Consider the following 18,044-nt stretch of genomic DNA (forward strand, 5'->3'; position numbering starts at 1 on the left):
TGAACGACCAGAATGAGCAGGTCAACGACCAGATTCCCGTGATCCGCGACGTCGACGGCGGCACCGCCCGCCTCATGCCCGACGTGGACACCGCAGCCGGCTGGCTGCTGACCGTCGACGGCGCACCCCAGTCGTACGTCGACCTCGACGACCCGGCCCACCTGGAGTTCGAGTACGCCCAGCGGCTCGCCCACGTCCTGGACCTGGCCGCCGAGGACGGTGTCGCGCTCGACGTCGTCCACCTCGGCGGCGGGGCGCTGACCCTGCCCCGCTACGTCGCGGCCACCCGGCCCGGCTCCCGGCAGCGGGTCGCCGAGGCCGACCTCGGGCTGCTCGACCTCGTCACCGAGCATCTGCCGCTGCCGCCGGACTCCGGGATCACCGTGCACGGCGCGGACGCCCGGGAGTGGCTGGCGGCGGAACCGGCGGACTCGGCCGACGTGCTGATCGCCGACGTGTTCGGCGGCTCGCGGGTGCCCGCGCACCTCACCTCGGTCGAGTACGCCCAGGAGGCCCGCCGTGTGCTGCGCCCGGGCGGTGTCTACGCGGCCAACCTCGCCGACGGCGCGCCCTTCGACTTCCTGCGCGGCCAGCTCGCCACCTTCGCCACCGTGTTCCCCGAGCTCGGGCTGATCGCCGAACCGGCGATGCTGCGCGGCCGGCGGTTCGGCAACGCCGTCCTGGTCGCCTCCGACCGGGAGCCCGACCTCGCGGGCCTGGCCCGCCGTACCGCCGCCGATCCGTTCCCCGCGCGGGTGGAGTCGGGCGAGGACGTCGTCCGGTTCATCAGGGGCGCGAAGCCGGTGCACGACGCGGACGCCGTCCCGTCACCCGTGCCGCCGGACGGCGCCTTCGGTATCGGCTGAGGGCGAGACCACGCCGGCAGCCGGAACCGCGTCCCCGGAGGCACTCCCCGGGGCACTCCCGGAGGCGCTCGCGGGGGCGGCCCCCGGGGCGGCATCGGCCGCCGCGCCCGTCACCCGCCTCGTACGGCGCGTCAGATTCCGTACGTCCGGCACGAGCAGCACCAGGGCCGTCACGAGCACGATCAGCGCCGCCGACCCCCACAGTGCGTTGCTCCGCCCGAAGACGGACTCCGCCGGTCCGGCGAGGGCCGTGGACAGCGGAAGCATCGCGGTCGAGCCGAACCAGTCGTAGGCCGATACCCGCGACAGCTTCTCCTCCGGGATCTCCTGGTGCAGTGCCGTCATCCAGGAGACGCCGAACACCTCGATCGCGACCCCGCTGACGAACATCGCCGCCGAAAGGCCCGTCACGTCCAGCGGCACCGCGAGCGCCGCCGTCGGCAGGGCGATGGGGAAGACGCACAGGGTGCCCACGAGCAGCATCCGGCGCGGCTTCCAGCGGGCCATCAGGAGCGCACCGGCCAGCGTGCCGGCGCCGAACGCGGCGAGCGCGAGGCCCCACGGCCGGGCGCCGCCCAGTTCGTCCCGGGCGACCAGCGGCCCGTACACCGACTCGGTCGCGCCGACGAGCGCCACCACGACGGCGAACTGCGCGACGATCGACCAGAGCCAGGGGCGGGAGACGAACTCGTCCCAGCCCTCCCGGAGATCGGCGAGCAGCCCGCCGCCCGGCGCCCGCTCCGGGATGTGCCGGACGTCGAGGAAGGCGCGCAGCGCGCCCGCGGCGGCGAAGGCGCCCGCGTCGATGGCGAGCACCCAGCCCGGCCCGAAGGCGGCGATCAGCGCGCCGCCGAGCGCGGCGCCGCCGATGCCCGCGCCGTTCATCGCCATCCGGAAGAGGGCGAAGGCGCGGCCGGCCTGCTCGCCGTCCACGCTGGACATCAGCATGGCCTCGGCGGCCGGGTTGAAGAACGCCTGCCCGGTGCCGCACAGCGCGGTCAGCAGCATCATGTGCCACAGCCGGGCCTCGCCGGTGAGGACGAGGACCGCGAACAGCGCCTGCGAGACGCAGTTGAGGGCGTTGGCGGCGACCATCACCCGGTGCCGCGGCACCCGGTCGGCGACCGCGCCGCCGATGAGCAGGAAGAGCACGAGCGGGAGAGTGCGGGCCATCGCCACCAGGCCCACGTCGCCGCCGTCGCCGCCGGACTGGATGACGGCGAACGCCGCCGCGATCAGGGCACCGTGGGTGCCCAGGTTGGTGACGATCGCGGCGGCGGTCAGGAGCAGGTAGTTGCGGCCCGCCCAGCCGGGTATCCGGTCGGAGATCACGACTCCGGCGACTCGGGGGCGAGCCGGACGGTGGAGGCGATCTTCTGGATGGTGGCGTCCGGGAGCTCGTCCTTCACGCCCTTGGCCGCGTAGAGCACGAAGGACGAGAAGTCGCCCTTGGCGTTCTTGAAGGAGAACGCGACGGACTTGCCGTCCGACTCGCACTTGTTGCGCTTGGTGATGCCGGGCGCGACGGCGGTCGCCATGCTGCCCTGGAGACCGGACGCGGAGGTGAACGGCACGGCCTTGGTGATCTTGATGGTGCCCTTGGGCATGTGCTGGGCGTAGCCGGCCCACACCCAGTTGCCGGCCTCGTTGTACGCCGCCTCGGCGGTGTCCTTGGCGCCCTGGCCGCCCTTGGTGCCGGCGGTGCTCAGGCCCCAGGTCTCCTCGGTGCCGTTCTTGTCGGTGTCGAACGCGCACCAGTTGGTCTTCAGGAACGCGGGCGCCGACATGGTGACGACGGGGGAGCCGTCGCCCTTCTTCTCGTCCTCGAAACCGGTGGCCATGCCCGGCTTCGAGACCTCCCACTCCGGCGGGACGTCGAAGAGCGTGCCGTACTTGGGGTTGTAGACGACCTTCCAGCCGGGGATCGTCGGCTGGCGGTCGGCGCCGTTGCGCGGGTTGTCCAGCGGCGGTGCCGAGGCGGAGCCGGTCGGCGCGTTGCTCGCCGACTGCGAGGTCTTCGGGTCGTCCGCCTTGTTGTTCTTGTCGTCGTCCTTGCCGACGACCAGGAAGGCGGTGATGCCGGCGGCCGCGAGGACCGCGACGGCGGCGACGATCGCCACGACCGTCGTCTGCTTCTTGTTGCCGCCGTCACCGCCGGCGGGCTGCGCCGGGCCGGGCATCCCGTACTGCGCCACGGTCGGCTGCTGGTACGGGTTCGGCTGCCCGTAGCCGGGCTGCTGGCCCGGCGGCGGGACGGGCTGCTGATACGGGTTGGGCTGTCCGTACGCCTGCTGCGGCACGGTCGGCTGCTGGTACGGGTTGGGTTGTCCGTAGCCGGGCTGGGCACCCGGCTGTGCGCCGGGCTGCGGTCCCGGCTGCGCGTACGGGTTCTGACTCGGGTTCTGACTCTGGTCCTGCGGGTTCTGCTCGCCCCCGGGCGGCTGCTGTCCTGGCCACATGGGCCGTAACGATAGAGGGGCGGCGGGTGCGCGGCTACGCCCGCCCCCGTGCGGGGATGGCGAAGACTACTACTCGTGGGTAACATCACGGCCCATGAGCGCAGACCAGATGACCGCCGGCGAGATGCTCGCCGCCACGGTGCCCATGGCCCGGACCCTCAAGCTGGAGTTCCTGGAGACCACCGCCGAGCGCGCCGTCGTGCGCCTGCCGGACCAGCCGGACTACCACAACCACGTGGGCGGTCCGCACGCCGGCGCCATGTTCACCCTCGCCGAGTCCGCCAGCGGCGCCATCGTCATCGCCGCCTTCGGCGACCAGCTCGGCCGCGCCGTCCCGCTCGCCGTGAACGCCGACATCGCCTACAAGAAGCTCGCCATGGGCGTCGTCACCGCGACCGCGACCCTGGGCCGCCCGGCCGCCGAGGTCGTCGCCGAGCTCGACGCGGGCGCCCGCCCCGAGTTCCCCGTCCACATCGCGATCACCCGTGAGGACGGTGCCGTCACCGGCGAGATGACGGTCCTCTGGACCCTGCGCCCCCACGGCAAGTGATGCCGGTGAACGTCCTCCGGGTCACGCCCCGGGGGACGTTCACGCCTTGCCCTGCTGCGGGGCGCGTCAGCGCGCGGGTGCGCCCTGTCCCTGTGGCTGCCCCGGCCCCTGCGCCCGTTCCCGCGGGTCGGCCTCCTTCCACGGCCTGACCCCGAGCCTCCCGGTCGTGCCGAGGTCGAGGTTCGGCGTGAACGTCACCGGCTCGGCCCCGGCCTTGGCCCGGACCCGTACGTAGGGGACGGTCACCGCCGTGCCGGCCTCGGTGGTGTTGCGCCAGACCAGGGCGGCGGACGCGGCCTCGCCGGGTCGCAGCACGACCCGGCGCGGCCGCTCGTCCGGCCCGGCGCCCGTGGTGATCTCCTCGCTGCCCCGCAGGATCCTGATCCCGCCGACCGGCTCGAAGTCGGCGTCCCTGAGGTCGAGTTGCGGATAGCCCTCGACGACGTAGTCACGCGTCCCGCAGTTCTCCAGGTGCAGACCCACCACGCGCAGCCCCATGGCCGCGTCCCCCTGGTCGGCGCTGACCCGGACCCCGGACGCGGGACAGGCGCCCGCCTCGGCCGGCGCCTCGCCCGCCGGGACCTTGGTCGCGGTGAGCACCTTCGCCCGCCGGATCCGCGGCGCGCCGGGCGGCACCTCCCCGGCCCGCACGGTGCCCCGCACCGTCTTCCCGGGGCCGACGTCGCGCACGGTCACGGTCTGGCTGGTCACCGCCCCGCCGTTCGCGCTCATGAAGGTGACGACGGCCGTGTACGTCAGGGTCTCGGAGCCCGAGTTGGTGACCTCGTACGCGGCGGAGACGCCCGAGTCCCGGGAGAGCCGGTCGGTGACGACGGCGCGGCCGGGGGAGGCGGGCGCCGAGGGCTGCGGAAGAGTCACCGAGGTGACCCGTACGCCGTCCTTGCCCGGGCCGTCCACCGGTGTCGCCGAGGACGGCGCGGTCGCGTCCGGATCCGCGCCCACCGCGCCCCCGCCGCCCGCGCGTTCCGTGCCGCAGGCGGTGAGCAGCAGGGCGGTCGCGGCGAGGACCGACAGGACGGGGGTGCGTTTCGTCATCCGCTCATCCCACCAGGGCGGCCGGGTCGCACCTGTGGTGGAAGCCATAGTTCCGGTCACAGAGGTGTCACAGGCCGCGCCCGCGGCACGCTTGCGCGGAATCGGACGGACCGTCACGCATAGTGCGATCACTGCACGTTCGACACGATCGTGCCTGTGACGAAGGAGCGCGCTGTGTCCCACGCCCTCACCCCGGACCGACCGGACGCACCGGGCCGGGAGACGCCGGGCCGGGACGCCTCCGCCGCTCCCGTCCCGCCGCGCCGCCCGTCCCGGCGGGGCCTGCTGCTCGCGCTCGCGGGCGCGGCCGCCCTCACCCTCGCCCCGGCCGGCGGACCCCTGACCGCCGCGGCCGCCGCGACCGCCCGCCGTCCTCGCGACCTCACGGGTCGTGACGCCGCAGGCCGCGACGCCACGGGTCGTGTCGAGGAGCTTCTCGCCCGGCTCACCCTCGACGAGAAGACCACCCTGCTGCACGGCGCCACCGACCCCGACGGATTCGGCCAGGCCGGCCATGTGCCCGGTGTGCCGCGCCTCGGCATCCCGCCGCTGCGGCTCGCCGACGGACCCGCCGGGGTCAGGGTCCGGAAGACCGCCACCGCGCTCCCCGCGCCCGTGATGCTCGCCGCCGCCTTCGACCCCGGGCTCGCCCGCGCGTACGGCCGGGTTCTCGGCCACGAGGGCCGCGCGCTCGGCCAGGACGTGCTGCTCTCCCCGATGGTCAACCTCATCCGCACCCCGTACGCCGGGCGCAACTTCGAGACCTTCTCCGAGGACCCGCTGCTCTCCGCCGACCTGGTCGCCGAGGAGATCCGCGGCATCCAGGCCGAGGGCCTGATCGCCACCGTCAAGCACCTCGCCCTCAACAACCAGGAACGCGACCGCCTGACCGTGGACGTCCGCGCCGACGAACAGACCCTCCACGAGACCGAACTGCGCGGCTTCGAGGCCGCCGTCGCCGCCGGCGCGGGCGCCGTCATGGCGGCGTACAACAAGGCCGACGGCGTCCACGCCTCCGAGAGCCGCCCGCTGCTCACCGACATCCTGCGCGACCGCTGGGGCTTCGACGGCTGGGTCATGAGCGACTGGGGCGCCGTCCACTCCACCGTGCCCGCTCTCACCGCGGGCTGCGACATGGAGATGCCAGGCGGCACGTACTACGGCGCCGCCCTGCGCAGCGCCGTACGCGACGGCCGGATCGACGAGAGCGTCGTCGACACCGCGGTCCGCCGCATCCTGACCGTCCGCGAACGCTTCGGCCTCCTCGGCGCGGAGACCGCCTCCGGCGACGAGGATGCTGATGCCGCCGCCCGGCCCGAGCGCGATGCCAGGGCCGCCGCGCGCGTCGCCCTCCGGGTGGCCACCGCCGGGGCCACCCTGCTCCGTAACGAACACGGGGCCCTGCCCCTCACCGGCCGGGCCGCCCGCTCGATCGCGGTCATCGGCCCCACCGGCTCCGTGCCCTTCGTCGGCGGCGGGGGCAGCGCCCATGTCGTCCCCGACGCCGCCGTCAGCCCGCTCGACGCGCTGCGCGCCCGGGCCGGTGCCGGTGCCGGTGCCACGGTCACGTACGCGCTCGGCGAGGACGTCTTCGGCAAGCCGCTGCCCACCGCCGGCGCGAGCCTCGAACCCGCCCGCTCCTTCGAGGAGGTCGGCGTCGCCGCCGGAGAGACCTGGCGCTACGAGGGCACCTTCACCACCACCGCCGACCAGGACTGGAGCCTCTTCGTCCACTACAGCGGCAAGCGCCCCACCGTGCTCCTCGACGGCGCCGAACTCTTCCCGTACAAGGCGGGCGTCGCCGAGTACTTCACCGGCGGGCTCGGCGGCCGCGCCCCGGACGGGCTGGCCCTGCACAGCGCCGACCTGCGGCTCGCGGCAGGCACGCACCGGCTCGCCGTCACCGCCCAGGGCGGCACCGGCGGACAGCGCTTCCGGCTGCGCGCCGCCACCTCCGCCACCCGGACCGCCGACCGGGCCGAGGCCGTCGCCGCCGCCCGCGACGCCGAGAGCGTGGTGCTCTTCGCGTACGAGGACGCGACCGAGGGCCGCGACCGCACCCGGCTCGCGCTGCCGGGCGGCCAGGAGGCCCTGATCGATGCCGTGACCGCCGCCAACCCGCGTACCACCGTGGTGCTCAACACCTCGTCCGCCGTCACCATGCCGTGGCTCGACACCACCGCCGCCGTGCTCCAGATGTACTACCCCGGCCAGGAGGGCGGCCCGGCCACCGCCGCCGTGCTGTTCGGCGACGCCGACCCCGGCGGCCGGCTCACCCAGACCTTCCCGCGCTCCGAGGACGCCCACCCGACCGCCGGCGACCCGCGCCGCTACCCCGGGCAGGGCGGCATCGAGGAGTACGGCGAGGGCGTCCACGTCGGCCATCGCTGGTACGACGCGCAGGGCGTCGACCCGCTCTTCCCGTTCGGCCACGGCCTGTCGTACACCACCTTCGCGTACGAGGACCTGGTCGTCGTCCCGGCGGGCGACGGGCTCCAGGTCAGCTTCACCGTCGTCAACACCGGCACCCGCGCGGGTGTCGAGGTGGCCCAGGTGTACGCCGGGCCCTCGCCCGACCTCGCGGCGCTGGGCATCGACCAGCCCCGCCGGATCCTCGCCGGCTACCGGCGGTTCACCCTCGCCGCCGGCCGGTGGCGCCGGATCAGCGTGCCGGTCGCCGCCCGCACCCTCTCCTCCTGGGACCGGGCACGGCACGACTGGGTCCTGGGCACCGGACGCCGCGAGATCCGGGTCGGCTCCTCGTCGCGGAATCTCCCGCTCCGTGCCATGGCCGCCGTCCGCGCTTAGGGTCCGCTTAGTGGGGGCCGGGGTAGGCTGCCCGGGATCAGCCGCCACCGAACGGGAGAGGAACCCGCGTGCACGTCCAGGAATGGCTGGAGACGATCCCCGCGGTCGCCGTCTACGCACTGGTCGGGGTGGTGATCGGGATCGAGAGCCTGGGCATCCCCCTGCCCGGCGAGATCGTCCTCGTGAGCTCGGCGCTGCTCGCCTCCCAGCACGGCGACATCAATCCGTACGTCCTCGGCGCCTGCGCCAGTATCGGCGCGGTCGTCGGCGACTCCATCGGCTACGCGATCGGCCGCAAGGGCGGCCGGCCGCTGCTCACCAAGCTCGGGAAGAGGTTCCCCAAGCACTTCAGCGAGGCCAATGTCGGGCTCGCCGAGCGCTCCTTCCAGAAGTGGGGGATGTGGGCGGTGTTCTTCGGGCGCTTCGTCGCCCTGCTGCGGATCTTCGCGGGCCCGCTCGCGGGCGTGCTGCGCATGCCGTACTGGAAGTTCCTCATCGCCAACGTCCTCGGCGGCATCCTCTGGGCGGGCGGCACCACGGCCGTCATCTACACCGTCGGCATCGTCGCCGAGGCGTGGCTCAAGCGCTTCTCGTGGCTCGGTCTGGTGGTCGCCGTGCTGATCGGGCTGGCCTCGATGCTGATCATCAAGAACCGCGCCAAGAAGGCGGCCGCGGCCGCCCAGGCCCGGTCGGAGGCGGACCGGACGGCGACCGCCGCCGCCGGCGCCGGAGCCGGCGCCGAATAGGCCCTACTCGCCGCCGAACGCCTCGGCGTGGCTCTTGGCCAGGTGCAGATACATCTCCGCGTTCAGGCGGATGCCCGCCTGCTCCTCCTCGGTCAGGGGCCGCCGCACCTTCGCGGGCACGCCCGCGACCAGCGAGCCGGGCGGCACCTCCATGCCCTGCGGGACGAGCGCCTGCGCGGCGATCAGCGAACCGGCGCCGATCCGTGCCCCGTTGAGCACCGTGGCGCCCATGCCGACGAGCACGTCGTCCTCGATGGTGCAGCCGTGCACGGTCGCGTTGTGACCGATCGTGACCCGCGCGCCGATCCTGACCGGGAAGCCCGGGTCGACGTGCACGGTGCAGTTGTCCTGCACGTTGGCGTCCTCGCCGATCTCGATCGGGCCGCAGTCCGCCCGCAGCACCGTGTGGTACCAGACGCTGGCGCGCGGCCCGAGGGTGACCTCGCCGAGCACCACCGAGGTCGGTGCCGTGAAGGCCGTCGGGTCGACCACCGGCTCCTTGCCGCCCACGCCCTTGACCAACGCCCCTGAGATCTCTGACATCGTTCGCTCCTGTATCGGTGATGACATGGGTGATGACGTGGCTGACCACTTGGGTGAATCCGCCGGTGACCACGTCGGTCGCGCCTCGCGCCGCACAGTAGCCCGAGGCCATGACGGACATCACAGCGCACCGCACTGATCAGCGACGACACCGCCGACTACGGTGTCCGGGTGCCCCGGAACCGAAACACGTTCTCCTCTCTGACCGCCTGGCGGCGCCGGGTCGTCGCCCGCGCCCTGCAGGGCGGCTGGCGCCGGATCCAGCAGGCCGGGGCGGTCACCGCCGAGCACCCGGGCCGGCTGCGTTTCCGCGGTCTGGGCGAGGGCACCCGGCTCGCGTTCCCGCAGGGCACCGTCTTCGGCGAGCGGTGGATCGAGATCGGCGCGTGCTGCATCATCGCCGAGCAGGTCACCCTGACCGCCGGCATGCTGCCGGACCTCGACCTCGGCGCGGACACCGTCCTGACCCTCGGCGACGGCGTCGTCCTCGGCCGCGGCAGCCATGTCATCGCCGACGCGCCGATCACCATCGGCTCCGACACCTACTGCGGGCCGTACGTCTACATCACGTCGACCAACCACAGTTACGACGATCCCGACGTGCCCATCGGACGGCAGTGGCCGCGCTCCGAGCCCGTCGTCATAGGCCCGGGCTGCTGGCTCGGCACGGGCGCGGTGATCCTGCCGGGCGCCCGGCTCGGCCGTAACGTCGTGGTCGCCGCCGGCGCCGTCGTACGCGGCGAGGTGCCCGACCATGCGGTGGTGGCCGGCGCCCCGGCCAAGGTGGTCCGCTCCTACGACCCGGAGAAGGGCTGGCAGCCCCCACTGCGCACCCCGGCGCCGACACCGATCCCGGAGGGCATCACGTCGGACCAACTGGCGGCGCTCGCGGGCCTCGGGCTCGACGAACTGGACGAGCTGGCGAACCTGGAGAGCTGAGGGCCCCGGGAGCGCCGTCGCCGGGGCGGGGCTGTTCGCGCGGGCGGAGTCGCGGGCGCGCTCGGCCGGGGGCGGCCCACTGCGTATGGCACCGGAGGTCGGCCGAGGCCGGTCGAGGCCGGTCCCGGCCGGGGGTCCGGGTGCCTCGGCACGCGGGCCTCCGCCCGGCGAGGCAAGGCTCCGCCCGCCCGCCTCGGCCCGCCTCGGCGCGTCAGCCCGTCGCGAGCAGCACCGTGCCCACCAGGGCAAGACCCGCGCCCGCCGCCTGCACCGCCCGCAGACGTTCCTTGAGCACCCCGCGCGCCGCGAGCGCCGTCACCACCGGGTAGAGGCTCGCGAGCACCGCGGCCACCGTGACCGGGCCGTGCTGCGCGGCCATCGCGTATGTGCCGTTGGCGGCGACGTCCGCGAGGCCCACGAACGCGAGCGCGGGCAGCGACGCGGCGACGGCCTTCAGGCCGCCACCGTCCGCGGGCAGCGCGTGTCCGCCGCGCCGGACGGAGAACATCAGGGCCGCGCCGCCCACCGCGAGATTGGTGACGCGCTGCACGAAGAGCGCGAGGAACAGGCCGCTCACGGTCGTGGACGCCTCCGAGATGAGGGCCATCACCGCGCCGAAGCCGAAGGCGGCGACCAGGGTGAGCAGCACGGCCTGGCGCTGGACGGGCGCGCCGCGCAGCTCGGGGCCGCCCGCGAGGATCACACCGACGATGGCGACGGCGATGCCCGCGAACTGGAGCAGGCCCGGCCGGTCGCCGAGGAGCAGGCCCACGCCGACCGGGACGACCACGCCGAGCGAGCCGAGCGGGGAGACCACGCCCATCGGGCCCAGGGCGAGCGCCTTGTAGAAGGCGAGCATCGCGACGGGGCCGACCACGCCGGCCGCCACCGCGTACCAGAGGCGGGGACCGGCCTCGTCGAACGCGCCGGTGGTGAGGACCACCGCGCCGAGGACGACGACGGCGACCGCCTGCGAGACCACGACGACGGTCAGGGCCGGGAAACGGCGGGTCAGCAGCCCGCCGCCGAAGTCGGCGAGCCCCCAGAGCAGACTGGTGCCCAGGGCGAACAGCGCCGTCAGTGCCGTCATCGGGGATGCCTCGCAGTACAGTGCAGTGAACAATTGGGTGCACCACACGGTAGTACAACCTGTTGGACTCTGTCATTCACAATATTGGACGGTACGTGTCGGACCTCGACCAGCTCACCCAGTCGCTCGCCCGGAACCTGAAGCGCTGGCGCAACGAGCGCGGCTTCACCCTGGACGCGCTCGCCGCCCGGTCCGGCGTCAGCCGCGGCATGATCATCCAGATCGAGCAGGCCCGCACCAACCCCAGCGTCGGCACCACGGTCAAGCTCGCCGACGCGCTCGGCGTCTCGATCACGACCCTCCTCGACTACGAGCAGGGCCCGCACGTCCGGCTCGTACCGCCGGAGCAGGCCGTCCGTATGTGGTCCACCTCCACCGGCAGCCGCACCACGCTGCTCGCCGGCACCGAGGCCCGCGGCCCGCTGGAGCTCTGGCACTGGACCCTCATGCCCGGCGACGGCAGCGCCTCCGACCCGCACCCCGACGGCACCACCGAACTCCTGCACGTCACGGCCGGCACGCTCACCCTCGTGGTGGACGGCGAGAACCACCTCATCCCCGCCGGCACCTCCGCCGTCTTCGAGAGCAACGTGCCGCACGCCTACCGCAACGAGGGCACCGAGACGGTCGAGATGACCATGGCCGTCTCCATCCCGCCCGTACGCTGAGACGAACACCCGCGGCGGAGCGCGCACTTGTTACGGTGCCGGGCATGCGCGCACCCCTCGGGAACTTCGACGACGTCCGCTCCGCACCCGACTGCCTCGACCTGCTCACCGCCCCCGTCGCCGCGGCCGTCCGCTCCTGGACCGGCGCCGTGCCGGCCGACCAGCTGCTCTACGTCGACACCGACCCGGACGTGGCGGACACCGCCGTGTTCGTCGAGCACTACGGCCGGCGGCTGCTCGACGAGTCCGCGAACTGCGTGATCGTCGCCGGGAAGCGCGGCCAGACCACCACCCTCGCCGCGTGCGTGGTGCGCTCCGCGACCCGGGTCGACGTCAACGGCCTGGTACGCAAGGAGCTCGGCGCCCGCAAGGTGCGCTTCGCGCCCGCCGAGACCGCCACCGGCGACACCGGCATGGAGTACGGCGGCATCACGCCCATCGGGCTCCCGGCGGACTGGCCGGTCCTGGTGGACGCGACCGTCGCCGACCTGCCCTGGGTGCTCATCGGCAGCGGCCGCCGCCGCGGCAAGCTCATCGTCCCCGGCAAGGCCCTCGCCGAGCTCCCCGGCGCCGTGGTCCTGGAAGGCCTCGGCACCGAGGGCTGAGGAGCCTGACGGCCGGCCCGGCGGCCCGGCCGGCTCAGCCCAGCTTCGGGATCTCTATCGCCGGGCAGCGGTCCATCACCATGTCGACCCCGGCCGCCCGGGTCCGCTCGTAGGCCTCGTGGTCGATCACGTCCAGCTGGAACCAGACCGCCTTGGCGCCGATCTCGACGGCCTGGTCCGCGACGGCGCCCGCGAGCTCGCTGTTCACGAACACATCGACCACGTCGACCGGGAACGGGATGTCGGCCAGCGACGCGTACCCCTGCTCCCCGTGCACCGTCTCCGCCTTCGGGTGCACCGGCACGATCCGCTTGCCGAAGCGCTGCAGGGTCGCGGCCACTCCGTACGCCGCGCGCGACCGGTTGTTGGACAGGCCCACCACCGCCCAGGTGTCGCCGCTCTCGGTGAGGATCCGGCGCACGGTCTCCGCCTCGGTGGTCATGGACTCGACGCTCATCACACACTGCCTTCCGCGACACGACGAAACAACGAAACGACTGCTCGCCGTGGTGAACACGCAGTGACCCTCGGTCATTCCCGGCCGCCCGGGGCCGGGGTGTGCGCGGGAGGTGTCCGCCGGGCGCATAGGCTGGCGGGATGCAGGAGCAGTACCGCACGCTCGCAGGCGAGGGCGTCCACGAGTCCGAGATCAACCGCTCGCGCTTCATCTGCGCGCTGGCCCCGGCCGCCACCGAGGCGGAGGCGCAGGAGTTCGTCGCGCGGATCCGGCGTGAGCACCCCACCGCCACCCACAACTGCTTCGCCTATGTGATCGGCGCCGACGCCTCCGTACAGAAGGCCTCGGACGACGGCGAACCCGGCGGCACCGCGGGCGTGCCCATGCTCCAGATGCTGATGCGCCGCGAGATGCGCTATGTCGTCGCCGTCGTCACCCGTTATTACGGCGGCGTGAAGCTCGGCGCCGGCGGCCTCATCCGCGCGTACGGCGGAGTCGTCGGCGAGGCCCTGGACGCGCTCGGCACGATCACCCGGCGCCGCTACCGGCTCGCCACCGTCACCGTGGACCACCAGCGGGCCGGCAAGCTGCAGAACGACCTGCGGTCCACCGGCCGCTCGGTGCGCGAGGTCACCTATGGCGCCGCCGTCACCATCGAGATCGGGCTTCCCGACGCGGACGTGACGGACTTCACGGCCTGGCTCGCCGACGCGACCGCCGGCGAGGCGACCTTCGAGCTGGGCGGCGAGGCGTACGGCGATGCCTGACGGGACGCACCCCCGCGCCCGGACTCGTACCCCTTCTCGTACCCCTTCCGCCGTTCCGGCCGGGTCTGTCACACCCCACCGATACGCTCAGGGATCATGAGGCTTCTGCACACGTCGGACTGGCACCTGGGACGCTCGTTCCACCGGGTCGCCCTGCTCGACGCCCAGGCCGCGTTCCTCGACCACCTGGTGGCGACGGTGCGCGAGCGCGAGGTGGACGCGGTGCTCGTCGCCGGTGACGTCTACGACCGCGCCGTGCCGCCGCTCGCCGCCGTCGAACTGTTCGACACCGCCCTGCACCGGCTCGCCGAGGCGGACGTGCCCACCGTGATGATCTCCGGCAACCACGACTCGGCCCGCCGCCTCGGCGTCGGCGCCGGCCTCATCCGGCGGGCCGGGATCCACCTGCGTACGGACCCCGCCGGGGCCGGCACGCCCGTGCTGCTCGCCGACGACCACGGCGACGTCGCCCTCTACGGCCTGCCGTACCTCGAACCGGCTCTGGTGCGTGAGCAGTTCGGCGCCGCCAAGGCCGGGCACGAGGCCGTTCTCACCGCCGCCATGGACCGGGTCCGCGCCGACCTCGCCACGCGCCCCGAGGGCACCCGTTCCGTCGTCCTCGCGCACGCCTTCGTGGCGGGCGGCGAGGCCAGCGACAGCGAGCGCGACATCACCGTCGGTGGCGTCGCCGCCGTGCCCGCCGGCGTCTTCGACGGCGTCGACTACGTGGCCCTCGGCCACCTCCACGGCAGCCAGACCCTCACCGAGCGGGTCCGCTACTCCGGCTCCCCGCTCGCCTACTCCTTCTCCGAGACCGCCCACCGCAAGACCATGTGGCTGATCGACCTCGGCCCGGACGGCGCCGTCGACTCCGCCGAGCGGATCGACTGCCCCGTGCCCCGCCCCCTCGCCCGGATCCGGGGCCGCCTCGACGACCTGCTCGCCGACCCGGACCTCGCCCGCCACGAGGACGCGTGGATCGAGGCCACCCTCACCGACCCCGCGCGGCCCGCCGAGCCCATGGCGCGCCTCGGCGAGCGCTTCCCGCACACCCTCCACCTGGTCTTCGACCCCGAGCGCACGGACGACGACCCCGGCCTCTCGTACGCCACCCGGCTGCGCGACCGCAGCGACCAGCAGATCGCGGAGGACTTCGTGGCCCATGTACGCGGCGGTGCGGGCCCCGACAGCGCCGAACGCGGCGTGCTGTACGGCGCCTTCGACGACGTCCGGGTCGACTCGGCGCGGCACGAGCGCGAGGTGGGCCGGTGAGACTCCACCGCCTCGTCGTCACCGCTTTCGGGCCGTTCGGCACCGCCCAGGAGATCGACTTCGACACGCTGTCGTCGGCCGGCCTCTTCCTGCTCCACGGGCCCACCGGCGCGGGCAAGACCTCCGTCCTCGACGCGGTCTGCTTCGCGCTGTACGGCTCCGTGCCCGGCGCCCGCCAGAGCCCCGGGTCGGTGCTGCGCAGCGACCACGCGCCCAGCGGCACCTCCACCGAGGTCACGCTCGAACTCACCGTGGGGGAGCGGCGCCTGGAGATCACCAGGAGCCCGGCGCAGCCGCGCCCCAAGAAGCGCGGCGGCGGCTTCACGACGGAGAAGGCCCAGAGCACGCTGCGCGAGTACGACGCGGAGACCGGCACCTGGAAGGGACTCAGCAAGTCCCACCAGGAGATCGGCGAGGAGATCACCCAGCTCCTCGGCATGAGCCGGGACCAGTTCTGCCAGGTCGTGCTGCTGCCCCAGGGCGACTTCGCGCGATTCCTGCGCGCCGACGCCGAGGCCCGCGGCAAGCTCCTCGGCCGGCTCTTCGACACCCGCCGCTTCGCGGCCGTCGAGGACCGGCTCGCCGAACTCCGCAAGGCCGCCGAGCGGGAGGTCGCCGCGGGCGACGAGCGGCTCCTCGCCCTCGCCCACCGGATGGCCGAGGCCGCCGGGGCCGCGTCCCCCGCGGCCGCCGCCGTCGAGGAGCGGCCCGGCGAACCGGGCCTCGCCGAGGCCGTCCAGACCCGTGCCGCGCTCGCCCGCAGCGAGGCCCGCGAGGCCCGTGACATCGCCCGCCTCCGGCTCGCCGCCGCCGAGGACCGCCAGACCGCCGCCCGTGCGGCCTTCGACACGGCCAGGGAACTCGCCGACCGCCAGGCCCGGCACGCCGACGCGCTGCGCCGCCAGGAGGAGCTGACCGCCCGCCGCCCGCAGCGCGACGAGTGGCAGGAGGCCCTCGACCGCTCCCTCAAGGCCGACCGGGTCGCCCCCGCGCTCGCCCTGCGCGAGGACGCCGAGCGCGCCCATCGCGCCGCGAACGCGGACCGCGACCGGGCGCGGGCGCTGCTGCACCACCGGTACGCCGATTCCGGCACCGAAGAGCTCTCCGCGGTCGAGCGGCGGCTCCGCGAGGAACTCGGCGGCCTGGAGGCGGCCCGCCGCGCCGAACAGCGCGGCGCCGAACTCGCCGCCGAGCGCGCCGTTCTGGACCGCGAGGCCCGCGCCGACGAGGACTTCCTCCAGGACGCCGCCGCGTGGCTCGCCGGCTGGGAGACCCGCCGCGACCGGCTCAAGCGGCACGCCGAGTCTGCCCAGGACGCCACCGCCCGCGCCGAACAGCTCGCCGGCCGCCTCGAACCGGCCCGCCGCCGCCTCGCGGCCGCCCGTCGCCGCGACACCCTCGGCGCCGAACTCGCCGCCGTCCGCGAGCGCCTGCTGGTCGCGCGTGAACGCCGCAACGAGGCCCACGAACACTGGCTGGACGTCAAGTCCCGCCGCCTCCGCGGCATCGCCGCCGAACTGGCCGCCGCCCTCACCCCCGGAGCCCCCTGCCAGGTCTGCGGCTCCGCCACCCACCCCGCCCCGGCCCGCACCACCGCCGACCACGTCGACCGCGCGGCGGAGGACGCGGCCTACGCCGCGTACACCCGCGCGGACGAGGCCCGTACGGCCGCGGAGACGGGCGTGGCGGCGACGGCGGAGGCGTGGCAGGCGGCGCGGAAGGAAGCGGCGCGGGGTACGGAGGGGGTCAGGCCGGGCGGCGCGCTCGGCGCGGCCGAAGGCCGCCCGGGTGCGGCGTCGACGGCTGACGGGTCGACGGGCTCGTCGTCGGGCGCCGACAGCACCGGACCTGCCGTCCGCGGCGGCGCGGCGCCGGAGGCCGCCGCGGCCGTCGACGGCGCCGCTGCCGATCCCAGCGTCGCCGATCTCTCCCGCCTCGTCGACGAGTTGGCGCGCGAGCACGCCGAGGCGCACGCGCTCGCCGGACAGACGCATGCCGCGCGGGAGGCGCTTGCCGCGGCGGAGCGGGAGTACGAGGAGCGGGTCGGTGCGCAGCGGGAGGCGGAGCGGCGGGTGGCCGCGCGGACCTCGCGGCGGGAGGCGCTTGAGCAGCAGCAGGCCGTCCTCGAGGCCGAAGTGGCCGCCTCGCGGGGCGAGTCGGGGAGCGTGGCCGAGTACGCGACGCTCCTGGAGCACCGGATCGCGCTGTTGACCGGGGCCGCCGAGGCCGTGCGGAGCGCCGAGGTCGCGGCCCGCGGTCTGAAGGAGGCCGACGACCGGCTCGCCGACGCCGCCTTCCGGGCCGGTTTCGCGACGCCGGCCGAGGCGGCCGGCGCGCTGCTCGACGAGCCGACCCGGCGCTCCCTCCAACAGCGCGTCGACGCCTGGCAGTCGGAGGCGGCGATCGTCGCCGACCGGCTCGGTGAGGCCGCCACCGCGGCGGCCGCCGCGCTTCCGCCGGCCGATCCGGCCGCCACCGGCGCGGCGCACGCCGAGGCGGAATCGACGCTGCGCGCGGCCGCGACCGCGCTCTCGGCCGTGACGGAGCGGTGCGAGGCCCTCGACCGGCTGTCCCGGAAGGCCGACGACGAAGTCCGCCGGCTCGGGCCGTTGCGCGAGGAGTACGAGCGGGTGGCACGGCTCGCCGGGCTCGCCGCGGGGACCTCCGCGGAGAACGAGCGCAAGATGCGTCTGGAGTCGTACGTGCTCGCCGCCCGCCTGGAGCAGGTGGCCGCCGCGGCCACCGCCCGGCTCCAGCGGATGTCGTCCGGCCGCTACACCCTGGTCCACTCCGACGCCCGCAGTGGCGGGCGGCGGGCTGGACTCGGGCTGCACGTGGTGGACGCCTGGACGGGCAACGAGCGCGACACCGCGACGCTGTCCGGCGGCGAGACCTTCTTCGCCTCCCTCGCGCTGGCGCTCGGCCTGGCCGATGTCGTCACCGACGAGGCCGGCGGGATACGGCTCGACACGCTCTTCATCGACGAGGGCTTCGGCAGCCTGGACGAGCAGACCCTCGACGAGGTCCTCGACGTCCTGGACTCGCTGCGCGAACGGGACCGCAGCGTCGGCATCGTCAGCCACGTCGGCGACCTGCGCCGCCGCATCCCGGCCCAGCTGGAGGTCACCAAGGCCCGGCACGGCTCGGCGGTGCGGCTGCGCACCGGGAGCGACGCGCTCGGCGGCTGATCGCCCGGCGGCCGTTCGCCCTGCGGCTGA

16 protein-coding genes are annotated in these 18,044 nt (G+C 74.5%); 10 read left to right on the top strand and 6 right to left on the bottom strand.

What is annotated here, in order from left to right; all coding sequences use genetic code 11:
- The first annotated feature begins 74 nt into the window (after positions 1 to 74).
- Complete coding sequence (locus AB0C73_RS07250) at positions 75 to 866, top strand: fused MFS/spermidine synthase (protein WP_362526349.1); 792 nt, start codon at positions 75 to 77, stop codon at positions 864 to 866.
- Here the strand turns inward: AB0C73_RS07250 and AB0C73_RS07255 are convergent.
- On the bottom strand, positions 828 to 2,198 hold the full coding sequence (locus AB0C73_RS07255) for an MFS transporter (protein WP_362525686.1): 1,371 nt from the start codon (positions 2,196 to 2,198) through the stop codon (positions 828 to 830). The two genes, AB0C73_RS07250 and AB0C73_RS07255, sit on opposite strands and share 39 nt — an antisense overlap.
- Positions 2,195 to 3,325, bottom strand: coding sequence for a hypothetical protein (locus AB0C73_RS07260; RefSeq protein WP_362525688.1), 1,131 nt, complete (start codon positions 3,323 to 3,325; stop codon positions 2,195 to 2,197). Before AB0C73_RS07260 ends, AB0C73_RS07255 begins: the two co-directional genes overlap by 4 nt.
- A 94-nt stretch (positions 3,326 to 3,419) precedes the next feature.
- On the opposite strand from AB0C73_RS07260, the gene AB0C73_RS07265 reads away from it, so the two are divergent.
- Positions 3,420 to 3,875: a DUF4442 domain-containing protein gene (locus tag AB0C73_RS07265; protein ID WP_362525690.1), complete on the top strand. Its 456-nt coding sequence runs from the start codon at positions 3,420 to 3,422 to the stop codon at positions 3,873 to 3,875.
- 66 nt (positions 3,876 to 3,941) lie between these two features.
- Here the strand turns inward: AB0C73_RS07265 and AB0C73_RS07270 are convergent, their stop codons facing one another.
- Entirely contained in the window at positions 3,942 to 4,931 is a 990-nt protein-coding gene (locus AB0C73_RS07270; RefSeq protein WP_362525692.1) for a DUF4232 domain-containing protein, read from the bottom strand.
- 174 nt (positions 4,932 to 5,105) lie between these two features.
- Here AB0C73_RS07270 and AB0C73_RS07275 point away from each other — a divergent pair, with 174 nt between their 5' ends.
- Complete coding sequence (locus tag AB0C73_RS07275; protein ID WP_362525695.1) at positions 5,106 to 7,739, top strand: glycoside hydrolase family 3 C-terminal domain-containing protein; 2,634 nt, start codon at positions 5,106 to 5,108, stop codon at positions 7,737 to 7,739.
- A 68-nt stretch (positions 7,740 to 7,807) separates the two neighbouring features.
- The gene (locus tag AB0C73_RS07280; RefSeq protein WP_362525697.1) at positions 7,808 to 8,485 is read left to right on the top strand and encodes a DedA family protein; all 678 of its coding nucleotides are present in this window, start codon (positions 7,808 to 7,810) and stop codon (positions 8,483 to 8,485) included.
- Positions 8,486 to 8,488: 3 nt separating this feature from the next.
- Here the strand turns inward: AB0C73_RS07280 and AB0C73_RS07285 are convergent, their stop codons facing one another.
- Positions 8,489 to 9,028: a gamma carbonic anhydrase family protein gene (locus AB0C73_RS07285; RefSeq protein ID WP_362525700.1), complete on the bottom strand. Its 540-nt coding sequence runs from the start codon at positions 9,026 to 9,028 to the stop codon at positions 8,489 to 8,491.
- 171 nt (positions 9,029 to 9,199) lie between these two features.
- Here AB0C73_RS07285 and AB0C73_RS07290 point away from each other — a divergent pair, with 171 nt between their 5' ends.
- Positions 9,200 to 9,967 carry an acyltransferase gene (locus AB0C73_RS07290; RefSeq protein ID WP_362525702.1) on the top strand — a complete coding sequence of 256 codons (768 nt, stop codon included), beginning with the start codon at positions 9,200 to 9,202 and terminating at the stop codon, positions 9,965 to 9,967.
- A 211-nt stretch (positions 9,968 to 10,178) separates the two neighbouring features.
- Here AB0C73_RS07290 and AB0C73_RS07295 read toward each other — a convergent pair whose 3' ends face one another.
- Positions 10,179 to 11,048, bottom strand: coding sequence for a DMT family transporter (locus AB0C73_RS07295; RefSeq protein ID WP_362526350.1), 870 nt, complete (start codon positions 11,046 to 11,048; stop codon positions 10,179 to 10,181).
- A 104-nt stretch (positions 11,049 to 11,152) separates the two neighbouring features.
- Between AB0C73_RS07295 and AB0C73_RS07300 the strand changes: the two genes are divergently transcribed.
- Both AB0C73_RS07300 and AB0C73_RS07305 read left to right on the top strand, forming a co-directional pair.
- Complete coding sequence (locus AB0C73_RS07300; RefSeq protein ID WP_362526352.1) at positions 11,153 to 11,725, top strand: XRE family transcriptional regulator; 573 nt, start codon at positions 11,153 to 11,155, stop codon at positions 11,723 to 11,725.
- 44 nt (positions 11,726 to 11,769) lie between these two features.
- On the top strand, positions 11,770 to 12,330 hold the full coding sequence (locus AB0C73_RS07305) for a YbaK/EbsC family protein (RefSeq protein ID WP_362525704.1): 561 nt from the start codon (positions 11,770 to 11,772) through the stop codon (positions 12,328 to 12,330).
- A 34-nt stretch (positions 12,331 to 12,364) separates the two neighbouring features.
- Here AB0C73_RS07305 and AB0C73_RS07310 read toward each other — a convergent pair whose 3' ends face one another.
- Positions 12,365 to 12,772, bottom strand: a complete 408-nt coding sequence (locus tag AB0C73_RS07310) for a CoA-binding protein (RefSeq protein ID WP_362526355.1) — start codon at positions 12,770 to 12,772, stop codon at positions 12,365 to 12,367.
- A 155-nt stretch (positions 12,773 to 12,927) separates the two neighbouring features.
- On the opposite strand from AB0C73_RS07310, the gene AB0C73_RS07315 reads away from it, so the two are divergent.
- From AB0C73_RS07315 to AB0C73_RS07325, 3 genes are all read left to right on the top strand, one after another.
- Complete coding sequence (locus AB0C73_RS07315) at positions 12,928 to 13,554, top strand: YigZ family protein (RefSeq protein ID WP_362525706.1); 627 nt, start codon at positions 12,928 to 12,930, stop codon at positions 13,552 to 13,554.
- Between the two features lie 96 nt (positions 13,555 to 13,650).
- Complete coding sequence (locus tag AB0C73_RS07320; RefSeq protein ID WP_362525708.1) at positions 13,651 to 14,826, top strand: exonuclease SbcCD subunit D; 1,176 nt, start codon at positions 13,651 to 13,653, stop codon at positions 14,824 to 14,826.
- Positions 14,823 to 18,014, top strand: a complete 3,192-nt coding sequence (locus AB0C73_RS07325) for an SMC family ATPase (protein WP_362525710.1) — start codon at positions 14,823 to 14,825, stop codon at positions 18,012 to 18,014. The genes AB0C73_RS07320 and AB0C73_RS07325 overlap by 4 nt, the downstream gene beginning before the upstream one ends.
- The last annotated feature ends 30 nt before the right edge of the window (positions 18,015 to 18,044 follow it).

Source organism: Streptomyces sp. NPDC048623 (genome assembly GCF_040650755.1).
In the GTDB taxonomy this organism is placed as follows: Bacteria; Actinomycetota; Actinomycetes; order Streptomycetales; family Streptomycetaceae; genus Streptomyces.